At 62.4% G+C, this 20,232-nt stretch carries 10 protein-coding genes and 3 pseudogenes; 9 read left to right on the forward strand and 4 right to left on the reverse strand.

The window, feature by feature from the left end:
* Positions 1-204: 204 nt before the first annotated feature.
* Entirely contained in the window at positions 205-558 is a 354-nt protein-coding gene (locus AB870_RS23385; protein WP_047909419.1) for a hypothetical protein, read from the forward strand.
* Positions 559-820: 262 nt separating this feature from the next.
* Here AB870_RS23385 and AB870_RS23390 read toward each other — a convergent pair whose 3' ends face one another.
* From AB870_RS23390 to AB870_RS27380, 4 genes and pseudogenes are all read right to left on the reverse strand, one after another.
* Positions 821-2,461 carry a hypothetical protein gene (locus AB870_RS23390; protein WP_157112503.1) on the reverse strand — a complete coding sequence of 547 codons (1,641 nt, stop codon included), beginning with the start codon at positions 2,459-2,461 and terminating at the stop codon, positions 821-823.
* 397 nt (positions 2,462-2,858) lie between these two features.
* Positions 2,859-4,981: pseudogene (locus AB870_RS23395) on the reverse strand (ParB/RepB/Spo0J family partition protein).
* A gap of 100 nt (positions 4,982-5,081) precedes the next feature.
* Entirely contained in the window at positions 5,082-5,906 is an 825-nt protein-coding gene (locus tag AB870_RS23400; protein ID WP_047909317.1) for a DUF932 domain-containing protein, read from the reverse strand.
* Between the two features lie 174 nt (positions 5,907-6,080).
* Positions 6,081-6,212, reverse strand: coding sequence for a hypothetical protein (locus AB870_RS27380; RefSeq protein ID WP_257786674.1), 132 nt, complete (start codon positions 6,210-6,212; stop codon positions 6,081-6,083).
* A 1,253-nt stretch (positions 6,213-7,465) separates the two neighbouring features.
* On the opposite strand from AB870_RS27380, the gene AB870_RS23405 reads away from it, so the two are divergent.
* The 8 genes and pseudogenes from AB870_RS23405 to AB870_RS23435 all read left to right on the forward strand — a co-directional run bounded on the left by AB870_RS23405 (position 7,466) and on the right by AB870_RS23435 (position 19,982).
* Positions 7,466-7,879, forward strand: a complete 414-nt coding sequence (locus AB870_RS23405) for a hypothetical protein (RefSeq protein WP_047909318.1) — start codon at positions 7,466-7,468, stop codon at positions 7,877-7,879.
* Positions 7,852-8,969 (forward strand): IS3 family transposase gene (locus tag AB870_RS23415; protein WP_157112504.1). Its coding sequence is split into 2 segments (ribosomal slippage): positions 7,852-8,101 and positions 8,101-8,969, totalling 1,119 coding nucleotides; the frame shifts between segments, so codons are not numbered across the junction. Before AB870_RS23405 ends, AB870_RS23415 begins: the two co-directional genes overlap by 28 nt.
* A 110-nt stretch (positions 8,970-9,079) precedes the next feature.
* Positions 9,080-9,238: pseudogene (locus AB870_RS27385) on the forward strand (integrase core domain-containing protein); the annotation flags it as partial.
* A gap of 71 nt (positions 9,239-9,309) precedes the next feature.
* Entirely contained in the window at positions 9,310-9,744 is a 435-nt protein-coding gene (tnpA, locus tag AB870_RS25865) for an IS66-like element accessory protein TnpA (RefSeq protein ID WP_084664285.1), read from the forward strand.
* A pseudogene (gene tnpB / locus AB870_RS25870) lies at positions 9,741-9,866 on the forward strand (IS66 family insertion sequence element accessory protein TnpB); the annotation flags it as partial. The gene tnpA and the pseudogene tnpB, both read left to right, overlap by 4 nt.
* Before the next feature lie 513 nt (positions 9,867-10,379).
* A complete protein-coding gene (locus AB870_RS23425) occupies positions 10,380-15,383 on the forward strand; it encodes an AIDA repeat-containing protein (protein WP_167362754.1) in 5,004 nt (1,667 codons plus the stop codon).
* A 310-nt stretch (positions 15,384-15,693) separates the two neighbouring features.
* Positions 15,694-18,864: a PAS domain S-box protein gene (locus tag AB870_RS23430; protein WP_047909421.1), complete on the forward strand. Its 3,171-nt coding sequence runs from the start codon at positions 15,694-15,696 to the stop codon at positions 18,862-18,864.
* Between the two features lie 299 nt (positions 18,865-19,163).
* Positions 19,164-19,982 carry an FkbM family methyltransferase gene (locus AB870_RS23435; RefSeq protein WP_047909322.1) on the forward strand — a complete coding sequence of 273 codons (819 nt, stop codon included), beginning with the start codon at positions 19,164-19,166 and terminating at the stop codon, positions 19,980-19,982.
* Positions 19,983-20,232: the final 250 nt, after the last annotated feature.

Consider the following 20,232-nt stretch of genomic DNA (forward strand, 5'->3'; position numbering starts at 1 on the left):
GCCTCGAGCTTTGAGCTCGCCGGGAGAATGAGGTGCGAGTCAGCGAATTTCATAGGGGCCCGCAGCGACTGTACCGACTGCATCGAGGCCGGATATAGAGCTGCAGCCCATCCTGTCTATCAAAACACGCGAAAACTGTTGCAAACGGGACGCGTTCATATAGGTGTCATGGCCACTGATGTCTCCACCGCGCGCGAAGCGCTAATGGCCGAGTTGCTACAAGAGGCGGACGCGCTCGTGCGGCGTTTAGAGCAGGCTGACCAAGCGCTGGCCGCAAAGATGGAGCAGGCAACCACGGACGCGGCCGGTAAGGCGTTTCTGGCCGCCCGGCTCAATTTCGAGTCCGTCATCGACAAAAACGCTGCGAAGCTGACCGAGGCGGGCCGCCACGCGGCGGCGCAGATCGGCAACCAACTCAATCATGGCGCGGCGCAACTCGTCGCAGCGAACCTCGCGCTTGAGCGTAAGGCGCGGCGGTTCGTGCTGCTGCTCGGCGGCTTCGCGCTCGTTGCGGGAGCAGTGGGGGGATTCGTCGGGGCCTGGCTGGCGGGCTTTTAAGGCATGGATGCTGAACAGGTACGGCTACCATGCTGACGCCACATCCACGCCCCCATCTTTGCGAGTGCTTACTCACGTGCGAGGCATCGAGCGCCAGCCCTCCAGCCGGGTAAGGGAGGTGCGAGAAACGGACGCGCTCAGCCGCGTAAAGGGGGTGGGACAGTGCCGCTTCACCAACCACGAGAGGCCGGTGATGGCCTAAGGGGCGCCGCGCGTCCATGTGGCCGCGAGCACGTCAGCGCTAACTTAATGCGTGCTCGGCTCAAATCGCATAGCGGTCGAAAACTTTCTGAACGGGCTCGGTGAAATCCGGATGACTTATCGCATAAGTCATGCCTTTCTCCATTACGAATATAGTGTCCGGTTGGGTAATGGGGGGAATCGGATTGTCTTTCAAAGCCCTAATATAGGCGTCAAATGACATGAAATTCCACATCCATGGATCGACCGCCATCTTGTAGAGGTTCCCGTTCACCGCAAGATTTAACACGCAAAAGAAATGATCCGCTTTGCCTTCGAGCTGCGGGTCATAAGACTTCGGACCATAAATTTCCGCTTTCACGCCGTCAGAATGATGGCCTCGCATCGAAAAAAAATCCCGTGACTTTAACTGCGCAAATGCGGCGGCCGTCAACGCCATCTCCACGCAGTTACCCGTCGAATATTTCAATGCCCCTAACACGAAAGCCAGGTATTTTCTCGGCAGCGGGAGCAGTTCGGGAATGTCCTTCCGATAGGCAACGTTGGCCATGTTATAAAATTCAAATCGCTTCGTCGCAAATTGATGCTTCATTCCCCCTGAATCGAAGTCTTCTTCTGTAGCTGATTTCAAAATCAGTTGGCGAACCCTAGTCACGCAAAAGTCACAAAAGTCGTGAACGGCTAATTGTTCGTGGATGAGCGCGGGGACGCCCACGCCCCTTACACCCGAAGTTTCGGACGCCGTCGTGATTTCCACCGCGCGAGGGCGGGCGGACGTGCTCGTCGCGTAGGCCGCTATCCGTCGCGCGACGCCGTGCCGAATCGGTAAGGGCGTTCGCGACCAGCGGGCTTCGGGCGTCGGCGGCTCGAGGCGAATCCGCGCCTTGTCGAATACTCTGGCCAGACGATGGACGATGTCATCGTCAATCCTCGACGGGTAGCGCGTGAGCATCGCTTTGAGACCCGCGTCAAGCGTGTCCAGATAACAGTGCTGCATGTTGCCGTGCAAGGCAAACTGCTTCGTTGCGCTGGCGGGCAAATCGCTCGCAAGGGGCTCGACCCAGAAAGCGGCGACAAAACCGGCTTCGAGCACCGGCGCGCCCGCGTTCTCAGATTCGACTGCCTGTCCTTGCCCATCCAAATACGCGGCCCATTGCGAGCGCTGATGCACGAGCACTTTGCCGTCGCCCTCGAGTGCGATGTGCGTGGTGCTTAGCGGCCCACCCACCATGCGATCGTCCACCGCGCGCTGCACGGCAGTCGGCCCCAGCGCCGCGAACTCGGCGTCGCCCAATTGCGTCGCAATCTGAAGCGCTGCCGCGTAGGCGATTCCCATGTCGACGCAACTGAGTAGCAGCGGCGGCACGATGTGCTCGGCGATACGCTTGAGCACCGCCTTTCCGCCCGCCTCGTGCGCCAGCAACGGGTCGTTCGCAATGTCCGTGAAGTCGAGGGGACCGTCAGGCGCTTCGCCGGATATGGAAATCGTCAAGCACTCAGGCGCGCACGCTTCGGTGCCAAGAAAGCGATCGGCTAGACACCCACAGACCGCCGGGAGGTCCTCGATCGCTCCCAACGTCAAGGGGGCGGTCAGGATGTCGCGGAACACGGAAATCTGCTTGAGCTGGTTGAGCTGGTTGAACCGGTGGTTGCCCAGCGGTCGGGGGATGATGAAGGGCATCTCTTTCAGGGTCAAAGTCACCGACAATCACTGACTTATATACCTTAACCGCAAGCCCGAGACTTTCGAAATTAAGCGCAGACTTTTCGAATTCGACATGGGCAACACCGCCGAGCGGCTCACTGAAGTTAACCGGCATCGGCGGCACGGGAGCCTGTCGCAGCCAATGCCTCACGTGCGCCCTTAGCTGCGCACTTTCCCACCTGTGAGGCGATGCGAGCCACCGCCGGCCGGCTCCACCTAACTACACCTCATTTGGCCGCGCGAATGCGGGTGGGGGCACCCGTCGGATTCGTCAGGGTGCGTGCTGGCGAATTCCTCGTCGATAAAAAACCCGGCCGAAGCCGGGTAAGTCTCTATACGTCACGACAAGTTTCGCGGGATGCGTGTTCTCTTATTGCGCACAGCCCGGGCAACGTTATCCGGCGATTCCGCCAGTGTCCACCTCCGCGACAGCGATACGTGGCGTATGAGCATCGGCGTCCGAATTTGCGGCCACCTCCAAGTCGGCTCCGCCCCCCTCGGGCCCGTCTTCCGGCTCGGCGGGCTGCTCGGTCGGCTGTTGTGTTTCGAACATGGTGGGCATCCAGCCGGTGCCTTCGGCGAGCCGTTCCGCCTCGCTGGCCATGTCGGCCTTCTTCAACTTCGACAGACGGGTAACGTGCGCGGGCGCGTACTGGCTGACGGCCGCCAGCGTTGCCGCCTTTGGCACGTGCAGGAAATAGCCCTTGGCGGTTGGCTGCCACCATGCGGTCATGTCCAGCCCCACCGCCTGCGCCAGTGCTGCACCCGGTTGCGGCAGCATCGCGCATGGCGTCACCACATCGACGGCGGACGCCACACACACGGCTATCAGCCGCACCAACTCGTCTTGCGGCTTGCCATCAACGCGGCGAACAATTCTGCGCTGTCCTGCGGTAACGCATCTCTGAGGGTTTCCTGTAACGCACGCAACGCCACAGCGGCAGACGATTCCGGTTCCTCGGGCGTCAGCCTTTCGAGCCGGTCTTGCCCGGTCAGACTCACGCCTAGCGGAAAGTCGCCGCCTCGCAAGCGTCCTTGCAATACGGTCTGCACCATGTCATGCGCCAGCGCGGCCAAGGCGACGTGCGGATGGCGCGCCACTTCGATTTGCAGTGCCGCCGTGCGGTGGGCGCTTAACCGTTGCGCCAGCCGCTCGGACAGTCTCTCAACAGTGTACGCATTGTCACCGTTGTGGGCTTCCTCGTCGTTTTCGTCGCCCTCACCATTCACACCGTTCTTACCCCCACCTGCGCTCAAACCCTGCCGCAGCTTTTCCAGCGTGCGCAGCGCCTTGGCCTCGGGCTCGCGCAGCAGACCGCGATGAACCACGGCTTTGCCTTCGGGGTCAAGCGTCACAATGGCACCGGCCACGGCGCGCACGTCCGGGGCATAGTCTTGTAAGCCATCCTCCACAGCTTGCAGTTCCTTGGCCACCTGTTCGCGGCGCGATTCCACGTCGCTGACCTTATCCTCGTCCTCGGTGTCGTAAGCGCTTTCCAGTTCCCGCTCGATCTTCTCAAGCCGCGCTTGTAACGAGGCAATGCGGCGGGCTTGGCGTGCGCTCGGTTCGCGGCGCTGGCGCGGCGCGTTCTGAAACGTCTGGCGCTCGGCGTGGCTCATGTGCGGCATCGCTTGTACCCACGCCCAATCTTCGGCGCGCACCGCTTCAGCTAGAACGTCCAGCCGGTTACCCGCCAGCGTCTCCAACAGTCCGGGGTCGGTCAGATAGGTGCCGTCATCGCCTTCGGCGAACAAGTCGCGACGAATGCCGCCGCCCGCTGCGGTGTAGGCGTCCATGCCGACGAAACGCGCCAGCGGATCCGAGGCGTTGATTTCGCGCTCGGTCAGGCGTGCGCGCAGGGCGGATGCGCCTCGCTGCCACTGCGGCGCACCGTAGAACGCGGCTTCCGGTGCGCCGTGGTCATCGGTCATGGTCAGCGCCATTAATTGCTCCAGCGTCGGCGCGTCCGGCGTGTTGCTGCGATAGTCGTCCAGCAAACGCGGCGAGACGTTCGCGAGCTTCAGGCGTCGCTGCACGACCAGCGGGGACACACCGAAGTCAGCCGCAATGTCTTCCGCGGGGCGGCCTTCCTTGACGAGCGCGGCGAAGGCGACAAACTGGTCGGCCGGATGCATGGCCTCGCGCTGCCCGCTCACGTTACGGGCCGACGCATCGGCGACGAGCAGGCACGGCACGTCGTGGTCGGCGGGGATGCGCTTTTTCTTCGCCAGCAGTTTCAAGGCGCTCAAGCGGCGATCGCCCGCGACGACTTCGTATTGCTCACCCACGTCGTCGGCGCGGCCGGCGGCAATCACGATAAGGTTTTGCTGCAGGCCAATGCGCGAAATACTCGCGGCAAGTTCGTCTATGGACAGACGCGGCGTCGTGCGTACGTTGCGCTTGGACCGGCGCGAGCGCAGCCGGGACAGCGGAATCAGCATCAGGTGCTGGGTCGGGTCGAACGCTTCGAGCGCTTCGGCTTCGGCGTCGTGTTGGGTCTGGGAAATTGCGTTCATGGTGATATCTCCTAGCGGTTCAGTGGGCAGCACCGAGAGAAGCGGCAAGGGCGGCTGCCTGCCCCTGCCACATGAAGAAGACAGCGAATCAGCCTTTCAATCAGGACTTCAACTGACGCAGGCCATCGGCCAGCAACCACAAGGCACGATTGAGGCGAATACCGGTATCGATTCCCTGCACCGGGCGTGTGGTCTGGCGGCGACCGTTCGCGGCGCGCCCGGACAGACCGCCTTTGAGGAGATTTTCCTGCGTGCGGTTGAATACGTTCCACAGATCGCGGTGCTCGTCGTCGTGACGGCGGGGCGTGAGGAGTTGCGATGCCGTGATGGGGGCCGACTCGGCGTCGTCGTACTTCAATGCGAGCGCGGCACGGGCGAAAACGTCGGCCTCGCCGTCCTCGAGCGTGACGGCCTGCATGGCATCGCGGGAAGCTTGCGCCCGCTCGAAACCGTGCAGGATCTCGTAAGCGCCATCGATAACGTGCTCGGCTACGTTGCCCTTATGAGGCACGCGCACGTCAGCGATGCAGTCACCACAAACAAGGCCGTTGCTGCACACGAAACGGAGCATTCCCGCGAGCATTTGATAGCTGCTCGTGCCGTCATGCGAATTCAATAAAATGACCTCGTTCGCTTCGCGGCCGTTGATCTGGCTGGCGTGGCGCAGCCGGATCATGTGCTTGGTAGTGTTGCGGCGGTCGTCGTGCGGCACGCGGGTCTGACACACCATGAATGGCTCGAAGCCTTCGCCGCGCAGTGCATGCAGCACGGTCGCGGTGGGGATGTAGCGGTACCGCTCGGAACGGCTTTCGTGCGCGGCCGGTGCAAAAATGGACGGCGCAACGGCACGGATCTGGTCGTCCGACAACGGATATTCGGAGCGCAGCGCCGGTGAATGGGAAGCAAAGTGAGAAGCGAGTTGCATGGCATGTCTCCTGACAAAAATGGGGCCATAGCTTTCTGAGACGACTTCAAGTAGGAATGCGCCGCCTTGGCCAGCGCCATCGTTTGGGCGTTGGCACTGCCCGGGTGACGGAGGCGGCACGGTGGGTGCGGCCGCGCGGGTGCGGAGCTTGGTCGGCATGTCGAACGCTGCCTGTCAGCACCACACGACGTGGCCAAAATCGACGGTGCGGCGGTAGTGGTAGCGGCCATCCCAAGGCGTGAACGTGTATTCCATGTACGCGCAACTCAGCACGACGATCCAGTGATGCAGTGAGCGCGGTGGCATATCGGCCTCCATCAAAAAGGGGTGGGATTCACCGCTACCGGATTCCAAGATTCGGAGCCCGCTTTTTGGGGTTTCGGTGCGGTCGGCACGAGGAGCCCGGATGGCCTGTTGCCGCCGTCTTTCCTGAGTTCATCGCCCGCGACGGCCAGGGGTGCGCGGCGCGGCGCCGTCAAGGAAACCAGCGCAGGGTGGGTGCGGCCCGCAGGCGCAGCCGAGGACACGGCCCTGCGCGCCTTGAGGGCAGCGGGCCGTGCGCTACAGTCGCGGACAAGGGGATGAAGTCAGGAAAGATGGCTTAACGGGAATTGGCAGTGCTGCATGCCGAGCGCATGCAAGCGAAGCGCGCAGGTCCGGAGGGAAGCATCCGGGCCGTAGGCGTCATATCAGCCGAATAGAGTGAGGGACGAGGGAGGAATGCCGAGGCTAAGAGAATGTGGCCACCACGATGTATTACGCTATTTATCTTGGTCCCGTAATGGCGAGGATCAGGCCGAAGGTCGCGCAGGAAACCGTTTGGACATGTCCGCATCGGATGAGCTATCGCCAACACCGGTAGCCCTGGTGCCAAAAAATTCATTCAGATGGCGGTACTGGCGCGGAACTGCCCACCCGATTCTCACTCTCCTGGGGCGAGCAGCCCGACCAAGCGCTCCATTATGGTTGTGGGAGCACAGGATATTTTTTCGGTCGCCGAGCCGACGTTCGAGCCGCTCACTTGAAGGGTCACGCAGGTCTGCTGTCCGCGAGGGACGCAGACTTGTCTTGGAGCGCCGAGCCGCGCGGTGCCGTGCCCATCAAACCGAGGGCAGGACAGTGTCCTTTAAGATGTTTGATGATATTAATCATCGGTCCATAGACCAGGGAGCCTACTTTATGATGCTTACCCCTATCTCATCTGGGGTTGTTCGACACGCTGACCTGCGCCCCGAAGACCACGTAGCACGCAACTTATTCTTATCGCACGTCAAGTAAATATTAATTGATTGCTCCAAATTTACAAATCAAATCATCCTTGTATCAGACACCAAAGACACTGAAAACATTGATAAATTTCTTGAAAATTGTCATAACGATAAAGAAACCGCTTTACTTGAAGACAAAAAAACAAAGCACGAAGAATTCATAAAAAATATTAACTGGCAATCAGCCGATCTTGCCAATGAGGAATCCAAAGAAAACGCGTTCGTTTTATTGTTTGTTTTTTCGGCAAAAAATGTTTAAAATTCAATGTTTGGAACTGTATCGAACAGGCGATGATCAGTATGGCCCTCTGTAAATTGACTATCGAAACGCGCTTGTCGGCACAGGGATGCTCCGTCGATCAGATAAGAGACGCCAATATCACTACCTCCATTGCTGCGAATATGCAGGACGGAGGGAATCACGTGGTCGGAGTCGTTAAACTCTCAGTTAATGGTATGGAGGAGCAATTTATTATTGATCCCTGGAATGACGGTGCCATTATTACGCCAAGCGAAATCAAGAAATTCTACGGAGAAAACAGAAGTCGTTTCGCCGATGAAAATGCTAACTTTGAAAAAAATGACAGGCTAACTGATGTTATTAATGATTCATTGTATTTAAATGCCGTTGCCACGAGCATGCGTGAAATACATCGCATTGACATTGATAATACTAACTGGAGGGCACAACAGTTGGCGAGGTGAACGGTTCAAAGCCCTCGCCGCGCAGTTCTTGCGGCACGCCGGTGGTCGACGTCTGTCGGCAGCTTGGTGTGTCGGGGGCAACCTTCTACACGTGGAAGAAGAAATACGCCGATTTCGGCATTAGCGAGATGCGCAAGCTCAAGCAACTCGAAGACGAGAACGCACGCCTGCGGCGTATCGTCGCCGACCTGACGCTCGATAAGCAGATCCTGCAAGAGGTGGTGCGAAAAAAAGTCTGAAGGCCGCCAAACGGCGCGAGCTGGCGGCTTGGATGCAAGAGCGCTTTCAGATCAGCGTGCAACGTTCCTGCGCGCTGGCGTTGCTACAGCGTTCGACTTGGTACGCGAAGAGTCATGCGCGAGATCAAAGTGCGCTGCGCCAACGCATCCGGGACATCGCCTTAAGTCGCCCGCGGTTTGGCTACCGGCGGGTGCTGGTGATGTTGCATCGCGAGGGCTGGGAGGTGGGCAAAAAGCGCGTCTATCGGCTCTACAGCCTGGAGGGGTTGCAGTTGCGGATGAAGGTCAAGCGGCGCAAACGCATCGCCCTGCTGCGAGGCAAGCCGCCGGTGCCCACTGGGCCGAATCAGCACTGGAGCATGGACTTCGTTCATGATCAGATGCTTGATGGGCGCCGCTTTCGCATCCTGACCGTCATCGATCAATGGAGTCGCGAGAGTGTCTGTCTGGAGGCCAACTTTCGACAGACCGGCCGTGCGGTTGGCCAAGCACTGGATCGTTCTGCGCTCCTTCGTGGATGGCCCGAATCCATCACCGTGGACAACGGCACAGAGTTCACCTCCCGCGCTCTAGACGACTGGGCATACCGGCGTGGGGTGAAACTCGACTACACACGCCCCGGTAAGCCGACCGATAATGGACTGATCGAGTCTTTCAATGGTCGATTGCGTGATGAATTCCTTAACGTGCATGAATTCGTCACGCTATACGACCTCCGAGAAAAAATGACGGCTTGGCAGCACGACTACAACCATCATCGTCCCCACAGCTCGCTCGGCCATCTGACCCCAAGCGAGTTCGTCCAAAAGTGGTCAGTACAACCCAAAGAGGCAGCCCCTCTCCAGTTTTAAACTGTCCAGTTTCCGGGGACACGTCAGCCCGAAGATAAGCGCTAAGCGCCTGGTGTCCCAAAGGAACAGCCCATTCCCCCGCCTGGGGACACCTCGCATGCTCCCCTTGACAATGGGCTGCCAAGGATGGCAGCGCGTTGAACCATATTCAGGCTGGCAAGCCGCGGCAGAACGCCTACGTAGAGCGATTGAACCGGACGGTGCGCTACGAATGGCTGTCGCGATACTGCCGGGACGACCTTGCGCACGGGCAGCACTTCGCAACCGAATAGTAAGCGTGACTTGAAGGCCGCATGGACAAAGGTTCCTGCGGTATCCAAAGTGATGTCCGTTACTTCAAGTGGTCGGGACTACTTTGGACACACGGAATGTAAAGCCTTCGAACCGTAAAGGCAGAGCGACCTACACACCGGAGTACCGAGGGCAAGTTGCCGTCGCGGCGTGCGAGCCGGGTATTTCGGTGGCCAAGCTCGCGCAGGTGCACGGGCTGAATTCGAATAGGGTGTTCAAGTGGCGTCGGCAACTGCGGGCGGGACTATTTGAAGGGACGGGGCACAGCACAGCGGTGTTGCTGCCCGTAGCGCAACCTGATGCACCGAGCGGCGAGAGAGCAGAACCGGTGTCGCCCACTCTACAGTCTGTCGGGCCACATCGCGAGAGGGTACCGGCCGCATCGGGCATCGAGAATGAACTAAACGGTGCCCGTGTACGTGTCACGGGCATGGTCGGCCCCGTGCAGTTGCGCCTCGTGCTGCGCTGCCTGACGCCAGCATGATTGCGCCGCCAGGCGGTACCCGCGTTTGGCTGGCAGCGGGCATTACCAATATGCGCCGCGGCATGGATGGGCTTGCCGCACTGGTGCAGTCAGCACTCGGACGTGACCCCTTCTCGGGGCACTCGCGTCCTGCCTTTCTTGCTTCCTGCCAATGACCCGCTTGCGTCGCCGATCCGGGTGACCAATCGTGAAGCGAAGCGTGCGGGTGCGCGAGTGGCCTTTGGCCGCCGCAGAGCGAACCGTCGTCGGTGGGGCCGCCGGCGGGCTTCGGCTCGTACGTTGCGACTGGCCTGCCTTCCCCTCGCTTCTCTTGATTCTTCTCGGCTCTCTTTCATCAGCTTGAGTCAACTGCAATCGGCTTCGCGCGCCTGACGGGTAATGGTGGATTCACCATGCTCGCGTGCGGGAGCCATGCGGCGTAGGCAGTCGCTGTTCGCCGCAGGTGCCTACGTGACGCTGCGGCGCCGGCGAATGAGCGGAAATAACACTTCCTGAGCATTGCAGATTTTACGGAGCGCAGCGGTGTCTTGAGAATGATTTCATGGGAATTCCGGTGCCGGAATAGAAAAAACCTCCCAAGCGATTGGGACAGAAAGCGGCTGTCGACGCGTGTGCGCGCTCAGGAGAAAAATGCCATGAAAAGTATTACCTTCCGCCGCAAGTTCGGGACCCGCACGTTCGGGGCCAAGCGCAGAATTCCGCCGCGCTTGTTGTTGCTCATGCTGTGCAGCGCGGCTGGCGTGTTTGGGGGGGCGGGGAACGCGAACGCCACGACCTTCATCGTGTCGCCCGGCACCTCCCACACGGGCGGCACGTATGGTGGGATGTTCATCTACGCGGGTGGCACCGCGATCAATGTCAATCTGACCGGCTCAGGTGATGCGGGTGGATTTCCCGGTCCCTATGTGGGCGGGACCGTCTTTTTGGTGGTCAACGGCGTTGCCAGCGGCGTGAGATTTCATGATTTTGTAGACCCACCAGCCCCCTTGACTTATCCCACCATCGAGGTGAATTCGGGTGGGGTGGCGTACAACCTGAGTGTTTCCCAGACAAGTGGCGGAAGCACCAATACCCTAGTTGACATGATAGTGAGAGGTGGAACGGTCATTAACCCGTCCATTTCAGGCGATGTCCGAGTGAGCATTTTAAGCGGCGGTGTTCTCAGCGGGGGAACCATCAGCCGTGGCTCCATCGGAGTCGTCAGCGGATCAGGCGGCGCCCCTGGGGTGTTGAGCGATACGACTGTCGTCTCCAGCTTTTTTACCAATCTGAACGGGGGCGCATTCCTCCTTGGGAACCGGATCACGGGCAGTGGACCTATGACCTTGTTCCCGAGTAACGTCGTGTCGGGTAACACGATTCAGGGGATGGACGAAATTATCAATCCCGGCGTCAGTGCCACTGGAGAAACTATTCTGGCGGGCGGCTCGCAGACTTTGCGGGCGGGCGCGAGCGCCTCGAATACCGCCGTGGGTTCTGGCGGCACCCAAAGAATCCTTTCAGGCGGAATTGCCACTGGGGCTGCCATTCTGAGCGGCGGCGTGCAGGCGATTTCCGGTACGGCTAGCGGCACGCAGGTGAGCAGCGGCGGCACCGAGATCATCTCATCAGGCGGCCAGGCGGTCGGCACAATGGTCAGTAGTGGCGGCAATCAGGTGCTGTCGATTGGCGGTCTGGAGTCCAACACACAGATCCTCGCTGGGGGCAGCCAAACGCTCACCTCGGGCGCCGTGACGAACTCGACTTCGCTCGTGGGAGGCAGCCAGTTCGTGCAGGCGGGCGCCTCGGCGAACCGGTCGACGCTCGCAGCGGGTGGCTTGCAAGCCGTGCAGTCGGGGGGGACGGCCAGCGGCACTGTTGTGAGCAGCGGGGGCAACCAGAGCATATCGGCCGGGGGGACGGTGTTGAACGCACAGATCCTGACGGGCGGCAGCCAGACGCTGAACTCGGGTGTCACGATGACCTCCGAGACCCTTTCGGGCGGCAACCAGTACGTCCTAAACGGCGCCGTGGCCAACGCCACGGGCGTCACCAGCGGCGGCATGCAGGTGGTTTCCTCAGGCGGGCGCGCGAACTCCACCACCGTTTCGGCAGGGGCCTCGCAGCAGGTATCTTCCGGCGGGCAGGCCAGTGCGACGACGCTGCAAAACGGCGCGACGCTCGACGTCTTTGCGGGCGGCGCAGCGATGTCCGCACTGGTGGCCGGCGTCGAGAACGTGCGTAGCGGCGGGACCGATACCTCGGGCACAGTACGCAATGGTGGCGCACAGAACGTGGCAGGCACGGCGAACCAGACTGCCATCCAAAGCGGCGGGATCCAGACAGTGCAGTCGGGCGGGGTGGCTAATAACGGCACGGTCTCCGGCGGCGGCACGCAAACCGTGCTCGCGAGCGGACAGGCCAACAGCACCCTTGTCTCGAGCGGCGGTTTCCAGGTGGTAAGCTCGGGGGGCACGGCCAATGGAGCGCAGCTCTCGGGAGGCGTGCAGCAGGTCCAGGGCCTGGCCTCGAACACGGTGGTAGGCGCCGGCGGCGAGCAGCAGATCCAGGATGGTGGGGTCGCCAGCAACACCACCGTCAACGATCAAGGCAAGCAGACGATCAGTTCGGGCGGTTTGGCAGTGAGCACGACAGTCAACAGTGGCGGTCTTCAGACGATTCTCTCGGGCGGCTCAGCGAACTGGGTCAACGTCAACAGCGGCGGTGAGCAGCAGCTGTTCAGCGGCGCGGTCGCGCTTAACACCACGATCAGCGGCGGGGGCGCGCAAACGCTCATGTCCGGCGGTATTACCAGCAACTCGGTGCTCTCCTCGGGGGGCTTGCAGAACGTTTCCCTCGGCGGCCAGGCCTTCAGCTCGACGATCAACGCAGGCGGTAAGCAGCAAGTGTTCTCGGGCGGGCTCGCGCTTGACACCGTTATCAACAGTGGCGGGGAGCAGTTTGTTTCCTCCGGGGGGGTTGCCAGCGGCGGGGTGATTCATGACGACGCCAAGCAGCTCATCGGCGTGGGGGGCTCCGCACTGGACGCCTCGCTCGCCGGCGGCGGACAGTTGGTGGCGGGTTACTCGTGGCGCACGCAAGTCTCCAGCGGTGGTGTGGAAGGCGTGCTCACGAATGGTAAGGCGAGCGGCACAGTGGTCTCGGGGGGCGGTTCCCAATATGTGCAGGAGGGCGGCACGACCTATGACACTCAGTTGTTGGCAAACGGAAAACAGTCCGTTGAGGGCAACGCCAGCGGCACCGTTATCGGCAGCGGCGGTTTGCAGGAAGTCGACTCGGGGGGCGTGGCGTATCGATCCCTGATCAACGGCGGTGGCCTGCAAGACGTGCTCGCCGGCGGCACCGCAAGCGGCAGCACGGTCTCGGGCGGCAACCTCTCGGTTGCGGGGACGGCAACAGGTGTGTCGATCCTGGCGGGCGGGGTCGAGTCGATTACCTCGGGCGGCGTGGACACGGGCGCGAGCATCTCGGCGGGGGGTTCTCAAAACGTCTCCGCGGGCGGCAGCGCTCTGGGAGCGATGATTTACACGGGCGGCGTGCAGTCGGTGAGCTCGGGCGGCTTCGCCAGCGGCACAGGCATCGACAGCGGCGGCACCCAGCAAATCCTGGGCGGCGGCAGTGCGCGCGACACCGGGGTCAATACCGGCGGCTTACAGACGCTGACCTCGGGGGCCTCGGCATGGGGCACGACGCTGTTTGGCGGGCGACAGGAGGTGGGGTCAGGCGCGCTTGCGCAGAACACCATCGTTCACTGGGCAGGCGAGCAACTGGTCTCGGGCGGCACGGCCTCATCGACGACCCTCAATGCCTCGGGCACGCAGACGCTCAGCGCAGGCGGCGTGTCCTGGGACACCGTGGTCAATAACGGCGCCAGACAGGATGTCCTGGCCGGCGGTGAGGCGAACCGTACCACGGTGAACTACGGCGGCCTGCAGTACATCGACGGCGATACCGAGGGCGTAGCCAACGACACGGTGGTCAACGGCGGCGGCGAACAGCAGGTCGCCTCGGGCGGCACGGCCAACCGCACCACGCTCAATGGCGGCACGCAAACCGTATCCTCGGGCGGGCTGGCCAATTTCACGACCGTCAACAGCGGCGGCCTGCAAGACGTGCTCGCCGGCGGCATCGCCAGTGCAACGCAGGTCAATTCCGGCGGGATATTGACCGGCCTGGGCACGGTCTTTGACGCGTCGATCAACGCGGGCGGCGAGCTGCTGGCCGACCAGCTCGGCTCGGGGCTCACGGCGCAGAACAAGCTGACGTTTGGCGACGGCGGCGCATACCGGGTGGTAGTCGATGCCGACGGCAGCAACGGGCGCACGCGCGTGGTGGGCGACGTGTCGATCGGCAATGGCACGTGGCTGGAGGTCGCGCCCAAACCGGGCAACTACTCAGCCAAGACCGTCTACACCGTGCTGACCTACACGGGCGCGCGCACCGGCACATTCACGAACCTGAATTCGGACTTCGCGTACCTGACACCCACGGTGCTCTATCCGGATGGCGCGGTGCAACTTGAGCTCGATCGCAACGACATCCGTTACGGAGACGTCGGCAGCAGTTGGAACCAGCACAATGTCGGCGAAGCGCTTGAGGGCATCTACGCGCAGGGTGGCAATGCGGTGACGGACAACCTGAACGTGATGAACGTGCCGCAGGCACAGCAGGCGTTAAAGATCCTTGCCGCCGATGAAATACCGACCTATCTCGGCGTGGCCGAGCAGCGCATGAACACGCTGTACACGACGGTGGGTAACCGACTCGCGCAGGCGTCGCGCGAGCCGCAATCGGCCGCGGTACGCCACGGGCTGTGGGCGTCGATGCAGTACAACGGGATGCACACGGGCGGTCAGCTGCCACAGGGCTCGCCGTCGGTGACGGCGAATCTGGGCTCGATCGCAGCGGGCTACGATCGGGCGCTAAGCGATGAGTGGCGCGTGGGCGCGGCGGTATCGGTCGACCTGGGCGGGCTGCAATTTAAAGATCGCAACGCTAACGGGCGCAGCACCGGCGCACAGGTGCTGGCGTACGGGGGCTATGAGCCGTCGGCCTCGCGCTTCTACGCGAACGGTATGGTGGGCATGGGGGCGTGGGGCAACCGCCTGGATCGCCAACTGAGTGTGGCCGCGCTCTCGGAGAACCCGAGCGGCTCGTTTGTGACCGAGGCGGCGGGCGCGTACGCGGAAGGTGGCATGAAGCTGAATTACCGTGCGCTGGACGTCCGGCCGTATGTCGGGGCGCGGCTGAACTGGATCCGTCAGGGCGGCTTTAGCGAAAGCCAGGCGCCGCTGATGGGGGTCAATGCCGCGAGCATGAGTCAGACCAATCCGGCGACGCTACTGGGCATACGTGTGGCGCGTGAGGCGGGGATCGACAAGCTGTCGTGGGAAGCCAACGTGGCATGGCAGCACCGCTACGGCAGTACGGAGCAGCAGGCGCAGCTCGCGTTTAACGGCAACCCGGGTCAGAACTGGACGGTGTTCGCCACGCCGCTCGATCGCGACACGGCACACGTCGATGCGACCTTGCGGTACGCCGTCAAGCCGAAGTCGGTCGCGTTCCTGCGCCTGGCTACCGATGTGGGCGCCAAGAGTGCGGTGTACTCGGTCAACCTCGGCGCGCAGATCAAGTATTGAGCCCGGAAGTGCGCTATGGGGAGGGGCCCCCCGCCCGCGAGGGCACTCCCCGCGCCCCGGCCGCGTCGCGCTCGCGGGGCGCGGCTCGAAGCGCGCCGCATGCACGTCAACGCCTAAGACGAGGTCTGTGAGCGGCCCCTTGGCACGCACAGGCGCGCGTGGTTTGCGGCGCACGGCGTCCTTGGGCGATAGCGGTGGGGCGGCGACATCGGGGCGCGCAGCAGGGATCAACAGCGGTTTCAGAGGTTTTGTCATGTCCACAGACTCAGGCAGCGCACACGCGTGTGTGCCCGGCAGCACGCTTGAGGAGATGCTCGGTGCGGTCTTCTCGGGTTTAGCTCACCCCGTCATCATCAAGGATGCGCAGTTGCGCTTTGTCTATGTCAACGCTGCGGCGTGCGCGCTGCTCGGTCGCACCGCGCGCGACTTGCTCGGTCGCACCGACGAAGCGGTCGTGCCCGCCGCGCAGGCGCAGCGGATCATGGCCGTGGACCGCGAGATTCTGGCCAGTGGCGAGCCTCACATGTACGAGGAGTCGATAACGACACCCGAGGGCGGATGTCGGCAGCTTCTCACGCACAAGTACCGCATTGCGCTTCCCGGCGTGGGACCGAAACTCGTGATCGCGGTGACGATCGACGTGACGGAGCTTCGGCAAGCCGAGCGCCGGCAGCGTCGCAGCGAAGAGCACTACCGGGCGCTAGTGGATTTGCTACCGCAGGTGGTGTGGGTGGCTGATGCGAGCGGCGCGGTGATCGAGATTGGCCCGACATGGGGTCGCCTTTCCGGGCGAGCGCCTGAAGCGGCATATGGTTCGGGCTGGGAGGCCGCGGTGCATCCGGAGGATCTGCCGCGTGTGCGCCAGCAATGGCATACCTCGGTCGCCAGCGGCGCGCCCTTGGACGTGCAATGCCGGGTGCTTGCCGCCGACGGCAGCTTCCGTTGGGTGAGGAATCGTGCCGCTGCCCGGCGCGACGAACAGGGCCGCATCGTCAGCTGGCATGGGCTGCTTGAGGACGTTCACGAGAGCAAGAGCGCGGAAGAGGCACTGCGCGAGAGCGAGGGGCGGTTTCGGCTGATCGCGGACAACGTGCCGGTCATCATCTGGCTCGCCGACGCGCAGGGCGCGACCACCTATCTGAACCGAAGCTGGCAAGAAACCACGGGACAAACGGCGCAGCAGGCGTTGGGCCGCGGCTGGCTGGAGGCGGTGCATCGCGAAGATCGGGCGGCGCTGCTCGCGAGCATTGCGCAAGCCAGCGCGGCGCGCGAGCGCATGCAGGCGGAATACCGACTGCGGCGTGTAGACGGCAGTTGGGCCTGGGTCATCGATATCGGGCAGCCGCGTGTGAACGCTGAGGGTGATTTGCTCGGTTACGCAGGATGCGTGCTCGATCTATCGGAGCGCAAGGCCGCCGAGCTCGCGCTCGAGCAGAGCGAGGCGTTGGTGCGCAGCATCGTCGAGAGTACGCCGGACTGTATTCAGTTGCTCGATGCCGATGGCGAGCCCCTGTTCGTCAATCCGGCCGGGCGCAAGCTGTTCGGCCTGCCGGAGGCGGCGGATGTGCGTGGCTATCGCTGGGGCAAGACGTTGGGTGCCGGTGACTTTGCCAAAGGGGAGCAAGCGCTTGAGCAAGTCCGCGCCGGGCAGGTTGCTCGATTTGAAGCGTGGGTCACGACCTGCGAGCGGCAGAGCGTGTGCATGGATATCATCGCCGCGCCGGTATTGGGCAGTGATGGCAAGCCCGCTCGAATGCTCACGATCTGGCGCGACATCAGCGGGGCGAAGGCGGCGCGCGACGCGAGCGAGGCGGCGTGGCGCGCCGCCGAATCGGCGGCAGCCAAACTCGCCTTGGTGTTGGAAAACACACTCGATTGCGTGGTAGTGATCGATCGCGAATGGCACCTGACCTACCTGAACGCCAACGCGAGACGGCTGCTCTCGCTCGGCGACGAGGCGATCGGCCAGAGTTTGTGGACGCTGTACCCGCACGAGCGCAACGGTGTGTTTGCCGAATGCTACAGAAGGGCCTTTGCGACGAACCAGCCTGTCACCTTCGAGGAATACTTGCCGGCCCTTGGCCGATGGCTTGAGGTGCACGCGTCGCCCACCGACGAGGGGCTGTCGATCTTCTTTCGGGATACGTCCGAGCGCAGGCGCGCCGAGCATGAGCGCTTCCAGGCACAGGCGCAAGTGTTCCATATGTCGCGCCACGACGCGCTGACCAACCTGCCGAACCGCTTGCTGCTGCGCGAGCGGCTCGAGCGCCATCTGTCGGAAGTGCATGTGGGCGCACCACTGGCCGTACTCACGCTGGACTTAGTTGCCTTCAAGCAGGTCAATGACACTTATGGGCATCCGGTCGGGGACATGCTCTTGCGACAAATGGCCGACCGACTCAATGCCTGCGTTCGCGACGAGGACACCGTCGCGCGTGTGGGGGGGGACGAATTTGTGGTGGTCGCCCCGCGCGTGCGGTGCGAGGCCGATGCGGAGCTGCTCGCCACACGCATCATCGAGGCGCTGCAGCGACCCTTCGACCTGGAGGCGGTGTCGGTCGACATCGGCGCGAGCGTGGGCATCGCCTTTGCACCGGACGCCGGGACGAGCGTCGATGCGCTGCTGCGTGCCTCCGACGTGGCGCTGTATCGGGCGAAGGCGGAGGGCAGAGGCACGTTTCGGCGCTACGTGCCCGGCATGGATGCCCATTTGTTGACGCGCCAAGCGATGAAGGCGGCACTCAAAGGCGCGATCGCACGCAACGAGTTCGAGCTTTTTTTTCAACCGTTGGTGGATTTGCTTTCCCAAAAAGTGAGCACCTGCGAAGCGCTATTGCGTTGGCGTCGTGGTGATGCGGGCATGGTGTCGCCTGCCGAGTTTATCCCCGTGGCGGAGGAGTGCGGCCTGATTCATTCGATCGGCGAATGGGTATTGCGCAGGGCCTGCCATGAGGCGGTGAGCTGGGGGGAGGGAATCGCCGTGGCCGTGAATTTGTCGCCGTTTCAATTCAAGGACGTAAATCTGGTAAGCATGGTCGCCGAGGCGCTCACGCGCTCAGGGCTCGCCGCGGCGCGGCTGCAACTGGAGATCACCGAGTCGGTCATGCTCGACGAAAGCGATGCCAACCTGAGGACGCTGCAGGCACTCAGACGCCTGGGCGTGAAAATTGTGATGGACGACTTCGGCACGGGCTACTCGTCCTTCGGCTACCTGCGTCGCTTCCCGTTCGACAAAATCAAGGTAGACCAAGCCTTCGTCGGCGACTTGCCCGACGGGCGGGAGTCATTGGCGGTGGTGCGTGCGGTCGCCGGTATCGGACGCAGCCTTGGCATTACCACGGCGGTGGAGGGCGTTGAGACGCAGGCGCAACTTGACGTGGTGAGCGCCGAGGGCTTTGACGAGGTGCAAGGTTACCTTTTTTCCAGCCCGGTGCCGGCGGCCGAGGTCGGCGCGCTACTGCGACGACTGGTGCATCAGTGAGGCCGCCGGGGTCGACCCGGTGTGGCGAGCCCGACGAGTTACACCCTTCGGACAATTAAGAAGAATCCCCCGGACTACACGAATCGCACGAATGTCCCGAATGACGCTTCATTCAGCGTACCGCGCGACGCCCGCGCGGCAGAGCGCCTGGTTAAGGCGTGACTGTTTGACACGCCCTGCGACCGTCTTCGGCTACCTGCGAACAGCAGGGCAGCGCGTCTACCCCGGCCGTTGTCATTTCTCGCCCCGGATGCGCGCTCGGTAGGAGCGCTTCCCTCCATTGAAAGGCCTATTGTCCAATGACATTTCCCAAGCGTCCGCTCGCCTTTATTCTCGTCGCCTCGAATCACGGCCCTCTGATCGTCAATCGTCACGATTACAACATCCCCGCGTGCGGGAGCCCCTACGGCGTCGGGCACGATCTGTTGCAAGAGTCGAGTTATGCTGCACCGGAAGTCGCATTCGCGTGTGCGCTGCTTGCGCAGCGGCGGCGGTATTTCGGCGATGGCGTGGTTGCGCTCGATGGCGGCGCCAATATCGGCGTGCATACGATTGAATGGGCACGTCATATGCATGGCTGGGGGCGCGTGCTGAGCTTCGAGGCGCAGGAGGTCATCTACTACGCGCTGGCCGGCAACGTCGCCCTCAATAACTGCCTGAATGTCCGCGCAAGCCTGGCCGCGCTCGGTGAGTGCAGCGGCGAATTGACGGTGCCCCGGCCGGACTATTTCGCGCATGCGAGTTTCGGCAGCCTCGAGTTACGCCAGCGGGCGCACACCGAAGATATCGGACAGCGTATCTCGTACGATCCTTCGCAGGGAACGAGCGTGCCGATGATCTGCATCGATTCGCTCAGACTCGAGCGTCTAGATCTGTTCAAGCTTGACGTCGAAGGCATGGAACTCGAAGTGCTGCGCGGCGCGCGGCAGACGCTTTTGACATGCCGACCGATCCTGATGGTCGAAGTCATCAAATCGGATCGGGCCGCAATCGAAGGCATGCTCGCGGCACTGGGATACCGCTATTTTCCCGCCGGGATGAATCTCATCGCGGTCCATAGCGGGGACCCGGTACTGCAACACCTGAGTCATCGGGATGGCGTGACCTGCCTCGCGTGAGCGTCACGTGAGCACCCCACGGGTTCGGGGCCCCGAGGCGTAACCCGGCGCATGCGAACTCACTGAGCCGCTGAACGTGCACGGGGACGCCGCGTGCTTAAGCGAATCCTGCCGCAGCGCATACAGCGCAACACCGGTGAGCGTGGGCGAAGGTCGGCGGCAGACTTCAGGTGTTTACCGGAAGTCGACTTCCGGCACGGCGCCGATAATGGCAGTCAGACAAGCCGGGGGGCGAGACCATCGCAATTGA

Source organism: Pandoraea faecigallinarum, assembly GCF_001029105.3.
Classification (GTDB): Bacteria; Pseudomonadota; Gammaproteobacteria; order Burkholderiales; family Burkholderiaceae; genus Pandoraea; species Pandoraea faecigallinarum.